Annotated in this window: 12 protein-coding genes; all 12 read right to left on the minus strand. The window is 63.8% G+C overall.

Features of this window, described 5'->3' with window-relative positions; translation table 11 throughout:
- Positions 1–53: 53 nt before the first annotated feature.
- Positions 54–4,754, minus strand: coding sequence for a glutamate synthase-related protein (locus IGS61_RS24795; RefSeq protein ID WP_230542030.1), 4,701 nt, complete (start codon positions 4,752–4,754; stop codon positions 54–56).
- 194 nt (positions 4,755–4,948) lie between these two features.
- Positions 4,949–5,656 carry a transposase gene (locus IGS61_RS24800; protein WP_230542031.1) on the minus strand — a complete coding sequence of 236 codons (708 nt, stop codon included), beginning with the start codon at positions 5,654–5,656 and terminating at the stop codon, positions 4,949–4,951.
- A 155-nt stretch (positions 5,657–5,811) separates the two neighbouring features.
- Positions 5,812–6,492 carry a response regulator transcription factor gene (locus tag IGS61_RS24805; RefSeq protein ID WP_034753797.1) on the minus strand — a complete coding sequence of 227 codons (681 nt, stop codon included), beginning with the start codon at positions 6,490–6,492 and terminating at the stop codon, positions 5,812–5,814.
- 137 nt (positions 6,493–6,629) lie between these two features.
- The gene (locus IGS61_RS24810) at positions 6,630–7,757 is read right to left on the minus strand and encodes a PAS domain-containing sensor histidine kinase (protein WP_230542032.1); all 1,128 of its coding nucleotides are present in this window, start codon (positions 7,755–7,757) and stop codon (positions 6,630–6,632) included.
- 51 nt (positions 7,758–7,808) lie between these two features.
- The gene (locus IGS61_RS24815) at positions 7,809–10,913 is read right to left on the minus strand and encodes a DEAD/DEAH box helicase (protein WP_230542033.1); all 3,105 of its coding nucleotides are present in this window, start codon (positions 10,911–10,913) and stop codon (positions 7,809–7,811) included.
- Between the two features lie 209 nt (positions 10,914–11,122).
- Positions 11,123–11,611, minus strand: coding sequence for a YbjN domain-containing protein (locus tag IGS61_RS24820; protein WP_230542034.1), 489 nt, complete (start codon positions 11,609–11,611; stop codon positions 11,123–11,125).
- Between the two features lie 29 nt (positions 11,612–11,640).
- Positions 11,641–12,336 carry a hypothetical protein gene (locus tag IGS61_RS24825; protein ID WP_230542035.1) on the minus strand — a complete coding sequence of 232 codons (696 nt, stop codon included), beginning with the start codon at positions 12,334–12,336 and terminating at the stop codon, positions 11,641–11,643.
- Between the two features lie 9 nt (positions 12,337–12,345).
- Positions 12,346–14,079 carry a putative porin gene (locus IGS61_RS24830; protein WP_230542036.1) on the minus strand — a complete coding sequence of 578 codons (1,734 nt, stop codon included), beginning with the start codon at positions 14,077–14,079 and terminating at the stop codon, positions 12,346–12,348.
- A 37-nt stretch (positions 14,080–14,116) separates the two neighbouring features.
- Entirely contained in the window at positions 14,117–14,833 is a 717-nt protein-coding gene (locus IGS61_RS24835) for a hypothetical protein (RefSeq protein WP_230542037.1), read from the minus strand.
- 10 nt (positions 14,834–14,843) lie between these two features.
- Complete coding sequence (locus IGS61_RS24840) at positions 14,844–15,254, minus strand: ExbD/TolR family protein (RefSeq protein ID WP_034753784.1); 411 nt, start codon at positions 15,252–15,254, stop codon at positions 14,844–14,846.
- Between the two features lie 13 nt (positions 15,255–15,267).
- Complete coding sequence (locus IGS61_RS24845) at positions 15,268–17,049, minus strand: DUF2341 domain-containing protein (protein WP_230542038.1); 1,782 nt, start codon at positions 17,047–17,049, stop codon at positions 15,268–15,270.
- A 56-nt stretch (positions 17,050–17,105) separates the two neighbouring features.
- Positions 17,106–18,734 carry a ShlB/FhaC/HecB family hemolysin secretion/activation protein gene (locus IGS61_RS24850; protein WP_230542039.1) on the minus strand — a complete coding sequence of 543 codons (1,629 nt, stop codon included), beginning with the start codon at positions 18,732–18,734 and terminating at the stop codon, positions 17,106–17,108.
- Positions 18,735–18,802: the final 68 nt, after the last annotated feature.

Genomic DNA, 18,802 nt, shown 5'->3' on the forward strand with positions numbered 1-18,802 from the left:
ATTTGGCTGGCGGGGAGCGGCCTGGCCGCTCCCGTATCATTGTTCTAGCTGGCTCAGGCGGCGACGGCTTGCACTTCCATGGCGGCGTCAGCCGCCATTTCGATCAGTGCGCGCTTGTATTCGTTCGGGAAGACTTTCACGAACTTGCCGCGCGCCGCGGCCCAGTCGTCGAGCAGGACGCGGGCGCGGGTGCTGCCCGTGTGCTTGAAGTGACGCTCGATCAGGCGCTTGAGGATGACTTCGTCCGCTTCCGGCACGCCATCGCGGTGCTGCGTATGCCAGGCATCGCGGTCCAGATGCTGTTCCGCCGCCGACACGACCTTGTCCAGGCTGACCATGGCCGTGTTGCACTTGCTGGCAAAGTCGCCGGCCGGGTCATACACATAGGCGATGCCGCCCGACATGCCGGCCGCGAAGTTGCGTCCCGTGTTGCCCAGTACCACCACCGTGCCGCCCGTCATGTATTCGCAGCCATGGTCGCCCAGGCCCTCGACCACCGTGGTGGCGCCCGAGTTGCGCACGGCAAAGCGTTCGCCGGCCACGCCGTTGAAGAAGGCTTCGCCGGCAATGGCGCCGTACAGCACCGTGTTGCCGATGATGATGTTGTCCACGGCCCAGCCACGGAATTCCGTATTCGGCCGCACGATGATGCGCCCGCCCGACAATCCTTTACCCACGTAATCGTTGCCCTCGCCCACCAGGTCGATCGTGATGCCGTGCGCCAGGAAGGCGCAGGCCGACTGGCCCGCCGTGCCTTGCAGCTGGATGTGGATGGTGTCGTCCGGCAAGCCGGCGTGGCCGTATTTCTTCGCCACTTCGCCGGACAGCATGGTGCCCACCGTGCGGTTCAGGTTGCGCACGGGCGAGATGAAGGAGACGCGCTCGCCCTTTTCCAGCGCCGCGCGCGCTTGCGCGATCAGCTTGTGGTCGAGCGCCTTTTCCAGCGCATGGTCCTGGAATTCCACGTGGCGGCAAGCCTGGCCATCCGGGGTTTCCGGCTTGTAGAAGATGGACGAGAAGTCCAGCCCCTGCGCCTTCCAGTGCGCAATCGCCTTCGATTTGTCGAGCAAGTCCACGCGGCCGATCAGCTCGTCATACGTGCGGATGCCCAGCTGCGCCATCAATTGGCGGGCTTCTTCGGCCACGAAGAAGAAGTAATTGACGACATACTCGGGCTTGCCCGAGAACTTGGCGCGCAGGACCGGATCTTGCGTAGCCACGCCCACAGGGCACGTGTTCAAGTGGCATTTGCGCATCATGATGCAGCCCTCGACCACCAGCGGCGCCGTGGCGAAACCGATCTCGTCGGCGCCCAGCAAGGCGGCGATGACCACGTCGCGGCCCGTCTTCATCTGGCCGTCGGCCTGCACGCGGATACGGCTGCGCAAGCCGTTCAAGACCAGGGTTTGTTGCGTTTCAGCAAGGCCCAACTCCCACGGCGTGCCCGCATGTTTTACGGACGACAATGGCGAAGCGCCCGTGCCGCCGTCATGGCCGGCGACGACCACGTGGTCGGCCTTGGCCTTGGTGACGCCGGCGGCGACCGTGCCGATGCCCACTTCCGACACCAGCTTCACGGAAATCGACGCGCGCGGATTGGCGTTCTTCAAGTCATGGATCAGCTGCGCCAGGTCTTCGATGGAATAAATGTCGTGGTGCGGCGGCGGCGAAATCAGGCCCACGCCCGGCACGGAAAAGCGCAGGCTGGCGATGTATTCGGACACCTTATGGCCCGGCAACTGGCCGCCCTCGCCCGGTTTGGCGCCCTGCGCCATCTTGATCTGGATCTGGTCGGCCGAGTTCAGGTAGGCGGCCGTGACGCCGAAACGTCCCGACGCCACCTGCTTGATGCGCGAGCGCATGGAATCGCCTTCCTGCAGCGGAATATCGACGACGATCTGCTCGGCGCCCACCACCGACGCCATGGTGTCGCCCTGGCGGATCGGGATGCCCTTCAATTCCTGCGTGTAGCGGTTCGGATCTTCGCCGCCCTCGCCCGTGTTCGACTTGCCGCCGATGCGGTTCATGGCGACCGCAAGCGTTGCGTGCGCTTCCGTGCTGATCGAACCGAGCGACATGGCGCCCGTGGCGAAACGCTTGACGATTTCCTTGGCCGGTTCCACTTCGTCGAGCGGGATGGCCTTGGTCGGGTCGAGCTTGAACTCGAACAGGCCGCGCAGGGTCAGGTGGCGACGGCTCTGGTCGTTGATGATTTGCGCGTACTCCTTATAGCTGGAGAAATTGTTGCTGCGCGTGGAGTGCTGCAGCTTGGCAATCGCGTCCGGCGTCCACATATGGTCTTCGCCGCGCACGCGGAATGCGTATTCGCCGCCCGCGTCAAGCTTATCCGCCAGCACGGGATCGTTGCCGAAGGCCAGCGCGTGCAGGCGCAGCGCTTCTTCCGCCACTTCAAACACGCCGATGCCTTCCACGTTCGAGGCCGTGCCCTTGAAGTATTTGTCCACCAGCGACTTGTTCAGGCCGATGGCTTCGAAGATTTGCGCGCCGCAGTACGACATATACGTCGAAATGCCCATCTTCGACATGACTTTCATCAAGCCTTTGCCGACCGCCTTGGTGTAATTGTAGATGGCTTTGTCCGCCGACAAGTCGCCGGGCAAACCGTGCGCCATCTCGGCCAGGGTTTCCATGGCCAGATACGGGTGGACGGCTTCCGCGCCATAGCCTGCCAGCAAGGCGAAGTGGTGCGTTTCGCGGGCCGAGCCCGTTTCCACGACGAGGCCGGTTGAGGCGCGCAAACCCTTGCTCACCAGGTGCTGGTGCACGGTGGAGGTGGCCAGCAGCGCGGGGATCGCCACCTGGTCGGCGCAAATGGCGCGGTCCGAGACGATCAAAATGTTGTGGCCGGATTTCACGGCGTCGACGGCTTCCGCGCACAGCGAGGCCAGGCACGCTTCCACGCCTTCCTTGCCCCAGGCCAGCGGGTAGCAGATGTCCAGTTCGTACGACTTGAACTTGCCGCCCGTGTGGGCGCTGATGTTGCGCAAGCGGGCCATGTCGTCAAAGCCCAGCACGGGCTGCGCCACTTCCAGGCGCATCGGCGGGTTGACGTTATTGGTATCGAGCAAGTTCGGTTTCGGGCCGATGAAGGACACGAGCGACATCACCATCGCTTCGCGGATCGGGTCGATCGGCGGATTCGTCACTTGCGCGAACAATTGCTTGAAGTAGTTATACAGCGGCTTGAGCTTGTTCGACATGACGGCCAGCGGCGAATCATTGCCCATCGAGCCCGTCGCCTCTTCGCCGGCCAGTGCCATCGGCGCCATGAGGAATTTCAAGTCTTCCTGCGTATAGCCGAACGCCTGCTGGCGGTCCAGCAGCGACGGCTGAGCTTTTTCGCCCTGGGCGCGGTCCTGTTTCGCTTGTCCTTCGGCCAGCTTGATCTCGTCGAGCTTGATGCGCACCGAGTTGATCCACGCTTTATAGGGCTTGGCGTTCGCGTAGGTGTTTTTCAATTCCTGGTCGTCGATGATGCGGCCCGCTTCCAGGTCGATCAGGAACATCTTACCGGGCTGCAAGCGCCATTTCTGGATGATTTTCGACTCGGGAATCGGCAGCACGCCCGATTCCGACGCCATCACCACCAGGTCGTCGTCCGTGACGATGTAGCGGGCCGGACGCAAGCCATTGCGGTCCAGCGTGCCGCCGATGTGGCGGCCATCCGTGAATGCCATGGCGGCGGGGCCGTCCCACGGTTCCATCATGGCCGCGTGGTATTCATAGAAGGCGCGGCGGTTGTCATCCATCGTCGTGTGGTTTTCCCACGCTTCCGGAATCATCATCATCATCGCCTGGGCGATCGGGTAGCCGGCCATCAGCAGCAGTTCCAGCGCATTGTCGAAGCACGCCGTGTCGGACTGGCCTTCATAGATCAGCGGGAACAGTTTCTGCAGGTCGTCGCCCAGCACGGCCGACTTCATCACGCCTTCGCGCGCGCGCATCCAGTTGAAGTTGCCTTTCACCGTGTTGATCTCGCCATTGTGCGCGATCAAACGGTAGGGGTGGGCCAGCGGCCATTCGGGGAAGGTATTCGTCGAGAAACGCTGGTGCACCAAGGCCAGGGCCGAGATGCAGCGCGCGTCCTGCAAGTCCTTGTAGTACACGCCCACCTGGTCGGCCAGCAGCAAGCCTTTATAGACAATCGTGCGCGCCGACATCGACGGCACGAAGAATTCCTTGCCGTGCAGCAGTTTCAAGGCCTGGATGGCGTGGCCCGACGATTTGCGGATCACATACAGTTTGCGCTCGAGCGCGTCGGTAACCATGATGTCCGGGCCGCGGCCGATGAAGATCTGGCGGATGACCGGTTCCTTGGCGCGCACGGTGGGCGACATCGGCATGTCCGTATCGATGGGCACGTTGCGCCAGCCCAGCACGACCTGGCCCTCGATGCGCACGGCCCGTTCGATTTCCTGTTCGCAAGCGATGCGCGAGGCGTGTTCCTTCGGCAGGAAGACCATGCCCACGCCGTATTCGCCAGGCGGCGGCAATTCCACGCCCTGCTTGGCCATTTCTTCGCGGTAGTACTGGTCGGGAATCTGGATCAGGATGCCGGCGCCATCGCCCATCAGCGCATCGGCGCCCACGGCGCCCCGGTGATCGAGGTTTTTCAGAATCAGCAAGCCCTGTTCGACGATCGAATGGGTCTTGTTGCCCTTGATATGGGCGACGAAACCGACGCCGCAGGCATCGTGTTCATTGGCTGGGTCGTACAGGCCTTGCGCTTTCATGGGCTTCTCCGCTGCATATGACTATCGAAAAACTAGAGTAGTGCAACGCAACAAAAAACTCAACTAGAACAATTAGGGTCGGAGTCGAATTAAATTCTATTCCGTCGCTCTAAAAATTTAATAGGGACATAGTCGAAGCCATTTCAATAAAACGTCAGAAAGAAACCATTTTTTGTTTTAAATGCGAATGCCTTTCAATTGGCGTCCGGCTCGGCGACGATTTTGCGGGGACGGCCCCGCTTGGCGGGCAGCACTTGCCGCTGCATTTTTTGCTCCAGCGCCTGCTTGAAAGCGTCGGAACCCAGCGGCCAGCCCTTCAACACGGCCTGTTCCACGGTTTTCACCTGGCTGCTGCCCAGGCCTTGCTCGAACAGGCGCAAATACGCCGCCTCGCGGTCGAACGGCGTATTGCCCAGCGCCCAGTACAAGGCATGGTCGGTGATGACGGCATCGGGCCGCACGCCCGCATGGTGGGCATAGCTGGACCAGCTGTAATCGAGCGCCTGGCCCGCCAGGCCCGTCTGCACGGGCACGCATTCCAGGTAGCGGCAGCAAGTAAGGAAGAAATTGTCGGGATCGATGACGGAGGTTTTGTAGCGTCCCTGCCACAAGGCCCCTTCGCGGCCGTATTTCTGGTTGAAATACGGCACGTAATAGCGCCCCAGCCACTGCATCAGCTGCCCCAGGCCCGTCGCATCGGCTGGCGTCGCCAATAAATGTAATTGATCTGGCAATAAAACGTAGGCGTGGATGGCCACCTTGAACATTTTCGCGCCCGTTTTCAGCCAGGACAGGAATTGCGCGTAGTCCGCCGCGTCCTGGAACACGGGCTGGCGGTTGCTGCCGCGCTGGATCACGTAATGGGGCAGTGCGGGAATGATGAGGCGGGGCAAACGGGCCATGGGGAAAGTCGTAAAATGAAGGCTAAGGCCTTGATTTTACACACTCCGGGGTGCAGACGCGACTCTGACCCTGTTTTATTTGAAATGCTGAAAAAAGCGGTTGACTCTGTCCCTTTTATGCTGCCGCCCGCTCGCGGGCGGCGCAATATGCACGATCAGGACAGATTGAAACTGGCCGACAGGCTGTAGCCCTCGCCATACGCACTGCGCAGCGGCAAGTCCTGGCCCAGGCCCGTCTTGGCTTTCTTGCGCAGCCGATACACGAGCATGTCGACGCGGCGGCCCGCATCGGGGTCTTCGCCACCCATGCCGGCCACGATGACGTCGCGCGGCACGGGACGGGTGTTGATGGTCAGCAAGTGCAGGAAGTTGAATTCCTTTTCCGTCAGGGCGATCACGGCGCCCATCAGCTCGAGTTGGCGAGCGCTTACTTTCAAGGTCCACTTGCCTGGCTCGGGCACGGGGTCTTGCGGCCCCACGCGGCGGTCGAGCGCCTCGATGTGGGCGGCCAGTTCGGGGAACTTGATCGGCTTGGTCAGATAGTGGTCGGCGCCCAGGCGCAAGCCGAGGATGCGGCTGTCGAAGGCGACACGCCCCGTCAGCACCAGCACGCCGATTTGCGGATACAGCTGGCGCATGCGGGGGATGACGTTGAAGCCGTCTTCATCGGGCAAGCCCAGATCCAGCACCACCACGCCGACATTACCATGGCTCAATGCAGTCCACATGCCGCCAGCGGAGCTGGTGATATGGACTTCGTGCTCGAGCTCAACGAGGAATTCCGCCATGTCTTCGGCGTAGTCCAGATTGTCTTCGACGATCAATATTTTCGTCATTGCTACGCCATTCTTTGTTAGTAAGCAAACCGTGGGCAAACCATGCCATTCACTTCTGCACCATGATGGACGGGCTGATAGGTTTACGTCAAGGAATTATCACGGTTGACTTCAGCGGAAGCAAGGCTTTTCCTTGTCTAGACAGGAAGCGGCAGCCAAATCCGAAAAACTGCCCCGCCTTCGGGCAGATTATGCCCCTGCAAACTCCCGCCATGCACGTCCACGACGGCGCGCGCCATGTACAGTCCCAGGCCCGCGCCCGCATGCGTGGCATGGGTTCCACGGAAACTTTTTTCGAAGATATGCGCCAGTTCCGCCTCCGGCACGCCGGTACCTTGGTCGCGCACGCACAGCTCCACGCCGCCGCCGCTGGCCCGCCGTCCCGCCACGGTGATGCTGCTGCCGGCCGGGCTGAACTTGACGGCGTTGTCCAGCAGGATTTTCAGGCACAGGGCCATGCCGGGCACGTCGCAGCGCAGCCGGGCAGGCAAGTCTTCGTCGAGTTCCAGCCGCACGCGGTGGCTGGCGGGCACGCCGGCGGCTGCCTGCTGCAGCAAGGCCAGCGGCGCGATGCCGTCGGCGGCCCGCTCACGGCCGATGGCCGCCATGCGTTCAGGTGACAGATAGTCGTCGATCATGGCCAACAAACGGTCGACGGCCGTCTGGATCTTCACATAGCGCTTGCGCGTGGCCTCGTCGGCGTCACCGGAGGTCGAGACGAGGCGCTGGATGGCGCCGTCGATGGTGGCCAGCGGCGAGCGGAATTCATGCGACAGCATCGAGGCGAAGCGCTTCTGCTCCTTTTCCCGCTCGGCTTCCTGGGCCTGGGCAGCGCTGACGTCGCGCACCGTGCCCGCCACGGTGACGCCGCGCCCTTGCGCGGCAGGCACGATGGTCGAGCTGATTTCCAGCGCCAGCAGGTGCCCGTCGGCATGCGCCAATTCCGCTTCGCGCAGCAGGGTCAAACGGCTCGTATCGCCATCGCGCCAGCGCTGCAGCCGGGCCGGCACGTCGGCCGCCAGCTGCGCCGCGTGTGCGCGCAGGGCAGGCAGGTCGTAACCGGTCATGCGCTGCGCGGCGGGGCTGATGTAGAGTAATTCGAGGGTAGCGGCGTCGAGCAGAAAGGCCGTATCGCGGCTGTGTTCAAGCAGCAGGCGGAACTGCTGTTCGCCCGCGCGCGCGCGCAGCAGGGCGCGGCGCAACTGGACGAAACGCAGCGCCATGAGGATGGCGCCGGCAAGCAGCAGGAGGAAAATGGGCAGCATGCTTTATACCTGGCGTGAATGGAATGCGCCAAGTATAAGCGTGCTGCTGCGTTAATCTTCCAGCGGGGCGAAAATCTGCTGCAAGTCTTCCTGCGTGAGGGCCATCTTCTGCGATTCGCCTTCGGCCAGGATCGATTGCGCCAGCTCCGATTTCTTTTGCTGCAGCAACTGGATTTTTTCTTCCAGGGTGCCCTTCGCGATCAGTTTATACACGAAGACTGGCTTGTCCTGGCCGATGCGCCAGGCGCGGTCCGTGGCCTGGTTTTCCGCCGCCGGATTCCACCACGGGTCGTAGTGAATGACCGTGTCGGCCGCCGTCAGGTTCAAGCCCACGCCGCCCGCTTTCAGGCTGATCAGGAAGATCGGCACGGCGCCCTGCTGGAAGGCCGCCACTTGCGCGCCCCGGTCCTTCGTTTCGCCCGTCAGCAAGGCGTAGGGAATGTCGCGCGATTCCAGCTCTTCCTCGATCAGCTCCAGCATGCTGGTAAATTGTGAGAAGACAAGGATCTTGCGCCCTTCGTCGAGCAAGTCTTCCACCATCTGCATCAGGTCGAGCAGCTTGGCCGAACCGGCCGACTGCTTCTTCGCCGGCAAGGATTTCACGAGGCGGGGGTCGCAGCACACTTGCCGCAGTTTCAGCAGCGCTTCGAGGATGACGATCTGGCTACGCGCCACGCCCTTCTTGTCGATTTCTTCGCGTACTTTTTGATCCATCGCAAGACGCACGGTTTCATACAGGTCGCGCTGCGGTCCCGTGAGCTCCACCTTGCGCACCATTTCCGTCTTCGGCGGCAATTCCTTGGCGACATTGTCCTTCGTGCGGCGCAGCAGGAACGGCTTGATGCGGCGGTTCAGCAGCATGCGGCGCAGCGGATCGTCCTGGCGCTCGATCGGATGGCGGAACTGGGTATTGAAGGTCTTTTCGTCGCCCAGCAAGCCCGGCAGCAGGAAGTGGAATTGCGACCACAGTTCGCCCAAATGATTTTCCAGCGGCGTGCCGGACAGGCACAGGCGGTGGCGCGCGCGCAGCAGGCCCGCGCTTTGCGCCGCCTTGCTGCGCGTATTCTTGATGTAGTGCGATTCGTCGAGGATGACCAGGTGGAAATCATGCTCGCGCAAGGTTTCCTCGTCGCGCGGCAACAGCGCGTACGTTGTCAGCACCAGGTCGCACTGGTCGATCTGGTCGAATTGCTGGGCGCGGTCCTTGCCTTGCAGCAGCAATACCTTCAGGCTGGGCGCGAACTTGGCCGCCTCGTCCTGCCAGTTGCCCATCAAACTCGTTGGTGCGATGACGAGGGCCGGATGCGTGAGGCGGCCCGCTTCCTTTTCCACCAGGATATGCGCCAGGGTTTGCACGGTCTTGCCGAGGCCCATGTCATCGGCCAAAATCCCCGCCAGGTCATGGTCGCGCAGGAATTGCATCCACGCCAGGCCATCGGCCTGGTAATCGCGCAGGGTGGCCTGCAGGCCGGCGGGCGCCGCCACTTTTTGCACGGAACCGAACTGGCTCAGCTTGCGGCCCATGGCGCGCAGCTGCTCGCCGCCCGTCCACTGCATCTCCAGGCCCCGCGCCAGCTCTTCCAGGCGCGCCGCATCCAGCGTCGACATGCGCACGGCATGCCTGATCTTGTCGCCGAAATACAGTTCGCCCAGGGTGTTCAAAATCGGGCGCACGCGGCCCCACGGCAGGGCCACGCGCGTGCCGTCCGGCAAGGTCGCCAGCATCTGGTCATCGTCGGCATGCGCTTCGATGACTTTCGGGTTGAAATCGTTGGGCGCGTTGCGGATCAGCTGCACCAGCACGGGCAGCAGCGGCACGCGCTCGTGGTTGACGACGATGCCCAGTTCCAGTTCGAACCAGGCGTTGCCGCTGTCCGGGTCCTGGTCGTCGATTTCCGCGTACCAGTCGCCCACGTCGCTCACGTCGTAGCGGTACTTGGCCGTCTTTTCCACGATCCAGCCCTGCGCCAGCAAGGTATCGATGCCGGACTCGGCAAAACGCAGCCATTCCGCCTGGGAAGGCAGCAGCAAGGCGCCTTTCAGCCCGCTCAGGGGGGCGGAACCGGGCTTCTTGAATTGCAGCTCGGCCAATGTTGCCAGCGCGCGCGCTTCGTCGACCGTGTTTCGCTGGATAATTTCCGTCACCTCGCCCACTTGCCGCACCACGCGCTGCGACGGGTCGAACGAGACCCTTTCGCCATCGTAATCGTAGGACAGCACGGCGAAGTCGCTCCAGCGCTGCGCACTGCCATCGGCCAGCATGGCGCTATCGAGCAGCAAGACCGGTTGCGCCGGCACATCCTTGCGCAAGCGCTGCGGCAACGGCTGCGGCAGCGGCATCAAATGCTGCAAGCCTTGCGCCAGCAGCAGTTGCGACACGCGCACCTTGTCGTTCGCGTTCAACGGCGGCGCCTGCGCCACCAGGGCCTGCAAATCGGCCAGGGAAATGTCGGAGCCGCCCTGGTTCAGTTCCAGCACGCCGCACGACAGATTGTCGATATACCACGGCGGATCGGTGGGCAGCATGTAGTCGATCTGGTCGGCGCCATGGTGCTTCGCGCCTTCCGGCGGGTCCACCTGCCAGCCCAGGCGCATGGTCTTGCCCTCGTCGCGCCAGAACAGGCGGGCGGGACGCACGGGACCTTCCTTCAATGGATACACGAGACCATTGCCGACGTCGGCCCAGGAATTGGCCCACAGCAATTTATCCTGCTCTGCCAGCATTTTCAGCAGGGCCGCGCCCACCTTGCCCTTCGGCTCCGTGGCGCTGCCCGTCTGCGAATTCTGTCCGCTGCGCATGGCCACGAAGAAACGCACGAGGTCTTCGTCGGCCGGCGTCAAGAACGTGGGCGGCGCCGACAGCAGGGAAAAGATTTCGCTGATGGGGGACGCCGCCGCCACGTCGCCATTCGGCCGCAGCCGCGCCTTGTACAGGCACAGGGCCACGTGGCGGCCGCCGCTGGTGGGCGCCAGCACGTAGATCAGGCGATGCTGGTTGAGTTTGGGATCGGGCTCGGCAATCGTCAGCACGGCCTTCGGATGGGCGGCAGCCTCCACCCGCTGCAGCCAGGTGGCGACGGCGTACGGCAAAGGCGCTCCCGGCGCGCTGGCCGGGGCAACTGGGGTTTCACTGGTTTCGTCGCGGGTAAAATCCATGGGGCGCATTTTTGTGTAAAGGTCGTATCCAAATCGGCAACAGGCAATATTATCCGCCATACAGCCGTTGCTGGCTTGATTCACACACGCTCTTTGAGCAGTTTTAATGCGCGATGCCTAAAAAATAAGTATTTAATACGACACTTGGGGTTCGCTGACGGCAAAAAAGGCCCGTCATGGGCCTTTTTTCGCCGCCTGTGGATCGATTATCAGGCCGGCACAGTTTCTTCTTCGGCCACGCTGGCGGCCTCGACTACCGGTGCGGTGCTCGTATCGGCCGGGGTAAAGTTGCGCAAGAACAAGAAAAACTGGCCCATCATCTGCGTCCACAATTGCAGATTGATATTCAGGTACTCGCGGCTGACGCCGCCGGCGACGAGCACATCCATTTCCAGCACGACGAAATCGCCATGCTGGGCCACGCGGGCGAAGCGCTTGCTGCGGTGCCATTCGGCCAGCAAGCCGACCGGCAAGTCGCCGCCCTGCACGCGCAGCGGGCAGCTCAGGGTCAGGTCGGCGTACTGGCCCGGCGCAGCTTCATTGCCCCACAGCACCTGAAAGCCGATGCCATGGCTGGCGCTATGCAGGCGCACGACGCCGTCGTGCTCGATGCTGGTAACGGCGCAGCCGGCCGCCTTGATGGCCTCGGCCGTTTGTTCCGCATTCAGGGTGGTCAGCAAGCTATTCGTGTTTTCCATCGTCATTCCATTCATTTCAAAAAGTAAAATTATTGGGGGGCCGGTGCGGGGGCGGCCGGCGTTGCTGCCGCGTCGGTTTGACGCGCATCAAAGCGGCCCTGGTACAGCTGGTCGCCGTACTGCTGGGCAATCTGTTCGAGTTTCACCCGGCTTTGCGCGGCGAACGGCTGGCGCGCCTTCATGACGTCCAGCACGTCGAGGCCTTCATACGCTTGCAGGATTTCCTGCCCGGCCGCATACAGCTGGGCATTCTTGCTCTCGCAGCGCGCCAGGGCGCCGCGCTGCGCTGCCACTTCGCCGTCCAGGCGCGCACGCTCCGCTGCCAGCTGCTTGCCCGTGGCGGCCAGCTGTTCGCCGGTCTGGCGGTACTGGGCCAGACTGGCGCTGGCCTCTTGCGCGGCGGCGGCGCCGCGCTGTTGCTCGGCTGCCAGTTTTTCCCGCTGCGCGCGTTCCTGCGCCAGTTGCGACTGGCTGCGCGCCAGCTCCTTCTTCAAGCCATCGCTGGCGGGCGCGGCGACTGGTGCGGCCGTGGCGACCGGCGTGCCCTTGGCTTTGAGCAATTCCAGCTCGCCGCGCGTCTGCTGCAACTGCGCCGTGACATTGCGCAACTCGGCGCGCAAGCGCTCTTCCATGCTTTGCCCCTTCTGTCCCTGCGCCTGGGCGATGCCGGCGGCCAGCAAGCTCAGCAGCAGTAGCGGCAAGCGCATTTTGTTGGATATCAACATCATGGCTCCTTAAAAACGCGCGTTCAATTCGATTTGCAGGGTGTCGATCGACAGTGCCGAACCGAACACTTCGCGGCTCGACGTCCAGCGGCCATTGAGCCAGGTATTCTTGTCGAGCGCATACGCGCCACCAAGGTAGTAGCCGCGCGCATTCGTGCCGCCCAGGTGGAAGGTGGAATCGTTGTAGGCGTCAGGCAAGGCATCCGGTTCGATGCGCTTGTAGCCAAGCAGCACGTTCCAGTCGCCGCGCGCTTGCGTATTCGCCTTGCCCAGGGTCGCCTGCAGCATGTAGGCGTTGCCGCCGCTCCTGAAATCGGCTTGCGAGACGCCGCCCGTGCCGCCGAAGTTGTTCATGATGCCGCCCTTGGCGCGCGCCCACATTTCATTCTTGTCGTAGGCCATGTTGCGCACATAATCGCCTTCGATGCGCAAGTCCGTGCCGCCGGCCACCTTGCTATCCCAGCGCGCATTCAGGTTGGCCAGGCGGAACTTCGACGCCAGGCCCACGAATTGCGGCTGCGGCGTATTCGCCGGGTCCAGCGGGTTCAGGGCGATATTGCGCAGCAACATCAAGCTATTGCCCTTTTGCATGCTCGATGGACGCGACCAGTCCGTGCTGCAGCCATCGGCGCCCGCGTACAGGGCGCACGGCTGCGAATACTCGCCGTTGATGTTGCGGAAGTTGTAGTAGGCCACGGCGCCGCGCAATTGGTGGTCGCTATTGATCTTCCACGACGCGCCCACTTGTGCACCGAGCAGCCATTTGTTTTCGCTCGACATTTTTGCCTGGCTGCGGCTAGGCGCGTTGTCGGACGAATACTCGAGCGGAATCAGGCCCAGGGTACCGAATACGGTGACGTCCTTGCTCGCGCCGACGGGCTGCTGCACCTTGGCGGCGATGCCGTCGAAATTGAGTTCGCTGGAAAACAGTTCATCGCTGGAAACAAACGGGTTATCGAAGCGGCCCGCAGTCAGTTTCAGCCAGGAAGCGGGCTGGTAGGACAGCCAGGCCTGGTCCAGCCAGATGTTTTTCTTGCCCAGGCCGCCGCCCAGGGTTTGCGTGGTCGAGACCGGGCTGTCGTCGTTGCCGCTGGCCAGGCGGATGCCAGCTTGCGTGCTGTCGGAAATGTCGGCCAGGATGCCCAGGCGGGCACGCGCGCGCAGCAAGTGCTTGCGGTCTTCGCGCGTGTTGAGCAGCGCCGGCAGGGCCAGATTGGTGTTGGAATTGACGTCGTAGCCGCTGCCGCTGTTGAGCGAGCGCCAGTCGATCTCGATATTGCTGTTGGCCATGTCGTAGTAGCGCGATTCGTAGCGCGCGCGCACGTCGCCTTCCAGGCGGATGCGCTTGGTCCAGGCCGGCGTTTCATTCGGCGCCGCCCAGCCGCCCGCCTTGGCCTCGGCCAGCACTTGTCCCTTGATTTCGTCGCGGATCTGCTCGCGCACGGTTTGCGAAATATACGGCACGCGCACGTCGCCCGGCTGCACCTGCGCCAGGGCGGCCGGCGCGGCGGCCGGACGGGCTTGCGCCGCGGCCAGCGCTTCGCTCTGCGCCTGCGCCAGCAAGGCTTCGCCGGCATCCTTGTTCAGGGCGCCGCTCTGGATCAGGCCGCGAATCAGCTTGACCATGGTGCTGTCGGCCGGCGCTTGCGCCTGTACCGCGCCTGCCGCCACGCTCAAGGCCAGGGCAGCGAGCGCCAGCGGAAGGCGGCGCAGGCGCTGTGGGGAAGAAAATATGAGGTTCATCGCTTCTTTCGGTAAAAATTAATATGAATTAAGGACGCTATGGCCGGCGGCCTTTAATGGATACGCGGGCCGGGAAACGCAGGGACGCGGGCGGGCGCTCATCGGCGCGGAAATCGCGCACCATGGCCAGCACTTGCTCATCCGTCTGCGCATTGCCCGTGCCCTGCACCAGCAGCACCTTCGTCGTCTTGCCTTCCGCATCGAGCCACAGGTCGACGCGGATGTCGGCAAACGCCAGCTGGCGCGTGCGCGGGTCGCGGGCAAAGGCCATCTGCAGAGCGTTGGCCACATAGCGGCCATACGATCCCGCACCGAGGCCGCCGCCACCGCCGCCGCCCGTCATGCCGCCGCCGCGCCCGGCCTGGATGCCGAACGCATCGCTGCCGGCCTGCGCCGCGCCGTCGATGGTGACGGGGTCGCCCTTGTCCGGCGACGGGCTTTCCGGCGCGTCATCCATCGGTTTATCGGCCGGCGTCGGTTCCGGCTCCGACACTTCCGGCACCACCTTGTCGGGCGTCGGTTCCGGCAGCTTTTCCGGTTCCGGCGGCGGCGGGGGCGGCGGGGGCAGCATCAGCATCGGCGGGGCCGCCACTTCGCGCTTGGTGGCCGCCGTGTCCGACAGCAAATACCAGACCAGCGCGGCCAGACCAGCGGCCAGCAGCGCGCCGCCGGCCACGCCGCCCCAGCGGCGCCACCACTGCGCCGCGCCCGACGGTTCCGAGGCGGCCATCTTCATCATGTCGTCACGCTTCACCTTGTGCTCCTCATGCCGGCTTGCCGGTCACCAGGCCCACCTGGTTCAGGTCGATGCGGCGCAGCAAGTCGAGCACTTCGACCACTTTCGCGTATTGCACGGCGGCATCGCCGCGCACGATCACGGGAAAATCGGGCGTCAGGGCCTTTTCCGTGCGCAAGCGCTCTTCCAGCTCGGGCAGGGTGACGGGATAGGCGTCGAGGAAGACCTGGCCCGCGTTGTCGATGGTGATGGCCTTGGTCTTCGGTTTTTCCAGCGCCATGGCCGAACTGGCCTTGGGCAGGTCGACCTTGATGCCCGGAATGCTGGCATTGCTGGTCAAGATGAAGATCACCAGCACCACCAGCAGCACGTCGACGAAGGGCGTGATGTTGATGCCGCCGCTACGCTTGCGGGGGGTAAACTTGGCGGAGGTGGCCATGGTTATGCGCCCCTCACGCCTGTTGCAGCACGGGACGCATCTGGCGTCCGTCGCCCTGCTCTTCAGCCAGGCGCGTGGCAAATTCATCGACGAAGACGGCCATATCAGCGACGATAGCGTCAGAACGCGACGACAGCCAGTTGTAGCCGAACAGCGCGGGAATCGCCACGCCCAGGCCCGCAGCCGTACACAGCAGCGCTGCCGCCATGCCCGGCGCCACCGAGTTGATGTCCACGGCGCCGGCCATGGCCGCCACGACGAACACCAGCATGATGCCGATCACGGTGCCGAACAGGCCGACATACGGCGCGCCTTCGATGGTGGTCGACAGCCAGATCATGCGCTTCGACATGCGCTCGCTTTCGCGCACCATCACGCCATCCATGGCGGCGCGGATGGCGCCGATGGTGGCGTTCGAAACGGCGTTCAGGTCGTAGCCGCGGTCGTGGCGGCGGCGCATCTCGTCGATGGCCACGTCATACAGGCGCCACAGCGAGGAATCCGTCTTCACGGAAGCGCTCAGCTTGCCGTTGCGCGCCAGGTGGTCCAGCGGTGCGCCGGCCGCTTCGTGGAACGATTGCATGAATTGCGCATTGGCGCGCGAGATGGCTCCATAGCTGCGGCCCTTGCCGATCATGATGATCCACGACAAGACCATCATCAGGCCCAGCACGCCGACGACGATCCAGGCGTCGAGCGGCATGGCGGCGATGATGAAGCCGAAATGGCTTTTGCCGGCCTGCTGTTCATCGGCGCCAAACACGGCCAGGCGCGATTCGGAACCTTGCGAGACGGCGTCGGCCAGCAGCAGGGCGTCGGGACGGGCCGTGCGCGACAGGCGCAGCTCGTCGATGGCGCCCGTGAAGTTGGCCAGGGTGGAAGTACCGGAAGCGACCGGCGGCGCATCGGCGCCCACCGAGGCCGCCGTGCTGAACGCCGGCAGGGCGGTGGCCAGCGAGACGGCCGGACGGCCGCCCACGTACAGGGCCACGTTGTTCTTGTCGGCCTTGACGGCCAGGTGCGACCATTGCGCGGCCTGGATAGGCTGGCCCGGCTTGCTGCGCTGGCCATTCACCTGCACGAAAGGCACGCCCTGGTCTACGCCGATCAGCAATTCACTGGCGCCATCGCGGCGCGCATACAGTACTTGCTGCGCGCCCAGGCTGTCCGGACGCACCCAGGCGGAAAAGGTGAATGGCGCACCGGCGGCCAGCGCCAGCGAAGGCGAGGCGGGCAGCATCAGGGGCGCCGTGCCCAGGCGGGCACCGGCGCCGATGACGGAACCGTCGAGTGCCGGCACGGCCGTCTGGGCATGGTTGCCGTAGGCGGTGCTGTCGCGCGAAGGCACGCCAGGCTCGCTGAAGTGGTACACCAGGCTGTAGTCGGGGTCAAACGTGCGCTGGCCGTTGCCGGAAGCGGGCGCCTTCGGATTGCCATAGTACATCCACAGCTGCTGCGGCGTACCGGCCGTCAGGGCCGGCACGTCGACCCAGATCAGGGCGATGCCCAGCAGCGGATTGAACTGTTCGATCTGGTGGTTCAGCACCGTTTTATCGTCGCCCGCCACGAAACGCAGGTCGGCGCCGTTGTCGCTGACGCCTTCGAAGTTGAAGTTGCCCGAATGCAAGCGCAGCAGCACGGGAATGCGGCCGGGATCGCCGCCCACGGCGCCCGCCTTCGGGCCGGCATCGACGGTGACGGGTTTGCGGTAAGCCCAGTCGGGCTGCCACCAGGCATGCGCCAGGCCGGGAACGAGCGTGCCCAGGATCGTGAGCAGAAAAAGAAAACGTTGCATGACAGTGATTCTCCGAAGAAAAGTCTAAAAAAGTGCAGTGCTGTTGAGCTGGCCCGTCAGTAGCTGGCCGACAGGTTGAAATTGATGCGGCGCACGTGTTTGTGCGTGCGCGGGCCATCGCGCAGCGGATACGAAAAGTCGATGCGGCCATTCAGGTAGCGCAGGAACTGGAAGCTGCTGCCCACGCCCACGGAGGCCAGGCCGAACAGGTCTTTCTGCTCGATCATCGGATCGCGCAGGCGCAGGCGCGCGCCATCGGCAAACGCATACAGGCGCCAGTTTTCCAGACGGCTGAAATACGTCAGCTGGGGCGTGCGCCATTCGACGGTGCCGGACACGCCGTAGTCGCCCGTCGCCTCGGCCGACAGATAGCCGCGCACGGAGTTGGCGCCGCCGGCGGCCATCTGCTCGCCCGATACGAGTGCCGCATCGGCCAGCTGGCCCGACATGCGCCCGTGCAGCTGCGCGCCGCTGCCCAGGGTGTAGGTGGCGTTGGCGTCGCCCTTCAGCACGAGGAAGCTGGGCGAGGCCTTGTAGCGCTTGTTGTCATAGGCGGCGCTGTCGCTACCGTAGCCGAATGAAGCGCGCGTGCCGGCCACCAGCGACAGGCCCAGGCCGTAGGTTGCCGCCTCCGTCTGCGCAAAGCCGTTGTACGACACGCTCAGGGGCACGTACTTGAGCGGAATATTGCTGCCCGTGCCATTGAGCTTGAGCGCTTCCTGGTTATCCTTGAAGTCGATGCCGGCGGAAAAGCTGTGCCACCAGATGCCGCTGTTGGGCACCGTATAGTTGACTTTCATGCCCAGCGCATGCCCCTTGCCCAGCACGCTGGTGCCGCCCGTGCTGGCCACGTTGCTGTTCGACTGGTAGCCGGTCGCTTCCACGCTCCAGCCCTGCGTGCCGATCGGCGCCACGTACGAGGCGGACCACACCTTGGTCTGGTTCAGGTCGCCCGGCGTGCCGAAAAAGCTGATGGTGGCGCTATGCCCGAGCTGCCACAGGTTGTCGTGGCCGACCGACATGCTGGTACGCAATTTCTTCGTATCGGCGCTGTAATCGTTGTTCAAGCCCACGCTGGCGCGCCACGGGCTGCTGTCGTCGACTTTCAAATCCACGTCCATGGTGCCGGGCAGGCTGCCTTGCTTGACCAGCGGCATCACCTGGCGCTTGGGACCGCGGTTCAGGGCCGTCAGTTCCACTTGCGCCTGGGTAAAGTCGGGCACCTTGCCTTCCGTCAGGGCCGGCACTTGCTGGCGCACGTCGAGCGGCGAGTTGTATTGCGCGCCGACCACGCGCAGGCGTCCCACCTTGGTTTCGCTCACCTGCAGCACCACCACGCCCTGCTCCACCTGCTGCTCGGGCAGGTCGACGTAGACGGACTGGTAGCCCCGGGCTTGATATGCCGCAACAAGGGCGTCGCGCGCCCCTTCCACGTCCTTCAAAGTGCGGCCCGGCCCCAGGAAGGGCGTGACCGCCGCTTCGATGGCGCGGGCGTCGAGCACGGTATTGCCGCGCACCAGGTATTCCTCGATCGTCACTTGCCGTTCCGGCGCGGCCACGGGGGCCGCCGCCGGGACGGCGTCCTGCGCGCGCGCCATGCCGGGCAGCGCCAGCATGGCCAGGCACAGCATCGTCAAGGCGGTCGCAGGCGCCGCTGGCGGCACGTCCCTGCCCTGTTTTTTCATCTCACGCATCTTCCATTCACCTTAAAATCAAACGGTTGCCCTGTGTTGCGGCGCTGGGCCGGCGTATT

Origin of the sequence: Janthinobacterium sp. FW305-129 (assembly GCF_020858115.1) — a bacterium.
In the GTDB taxonomy this organism is placed as follows: domain Bacteria; phylum Pseudomonadota; class Gammaproteobacteria; order Burkholderiales; family Burkholderiaceae_D; genus Janthinobacterium.

Bases quoted from the DNA above. Each gene is read 5' to 3' on its own strand.
- IGS61_RS24805 (WP_034753797.1), bottom strand. From the start codon at position 6,492: ATGACGAAAATATTGATCGTCGAAGACAATCTGGACTACGCCGAAGAC.
- IGS61_RS24850 (WP_230542039.1), bottom strand. From the start codon at position 18,734: ATGAAAAAACAGGGCAGGGACGTGCCGCCAGCGGCGCCTGCGACCGCC.
- IGS61_RS24825 (WP_230542035.1), bottom strand. From the start codon at position 12,336: ATGTTGATATCCAACAAAATGCGCTTGCCGCTACTGCTGCTGAGCTTG.
- IGS61_RS24840 (WP_034753784.1), bottom strand. From the start codon at position 15,254: ATGGCCACCTCCGCCAAGTTTACCCCCCGCAAGCGTAGCGGCGGCATC.
- IGS61_RS24830 (WP_230542036.1), bottom strand. From the start codon at position 14,079: ATGAACCTCATATTTTCTTCCCCACAGCGCCTGCGCCGCCTTCCGCTG.
- IGS61_RS24810 (WP_230542032.1), bottom strand. From the start codon at position 7,757: ATGCTGCCCATTTTCCTCCTGCTGCTTGCCGGCGCCATCCTCATGGCG.
- IGS61_RS24815 (WP_230542033.1), bottom strand. From the start codon at position 10,913: ATGGATTTTACCCGCGACGAAACCAGTGAAACCCCAGTTGCCCCGGCC.
- IGS61_RS24845 (WP_230542038.1), bottom strand. From the start codon at position 17,049: ATGCAACGTTTTCTTTTTCTGCTCACGATCCTGGGCACGCTCGTTCCC.
- IGS61_RS24800 (WP_230542031.1), bottom strand. From the start codon at position 5,656: ATGGCCCGTTTGCCCCGCCTCATCATTCCCGCACTGCCCCATTACGTG.
- IGS61_RS24820 (WP_230542034.1), bottom strand. From the start codon at position 11,611: ATGGAAAACACGAATAGCTTGCTGACCACCCTGAATGCGGAACAAACG.
- IGS61_RS24795 (WP_230542030.1), bottom strand. From the start codon at position 4,754: ATGAAAGCGCAAGGCCTGTACGACCCAGCCAATGAACACGATGCCTGC.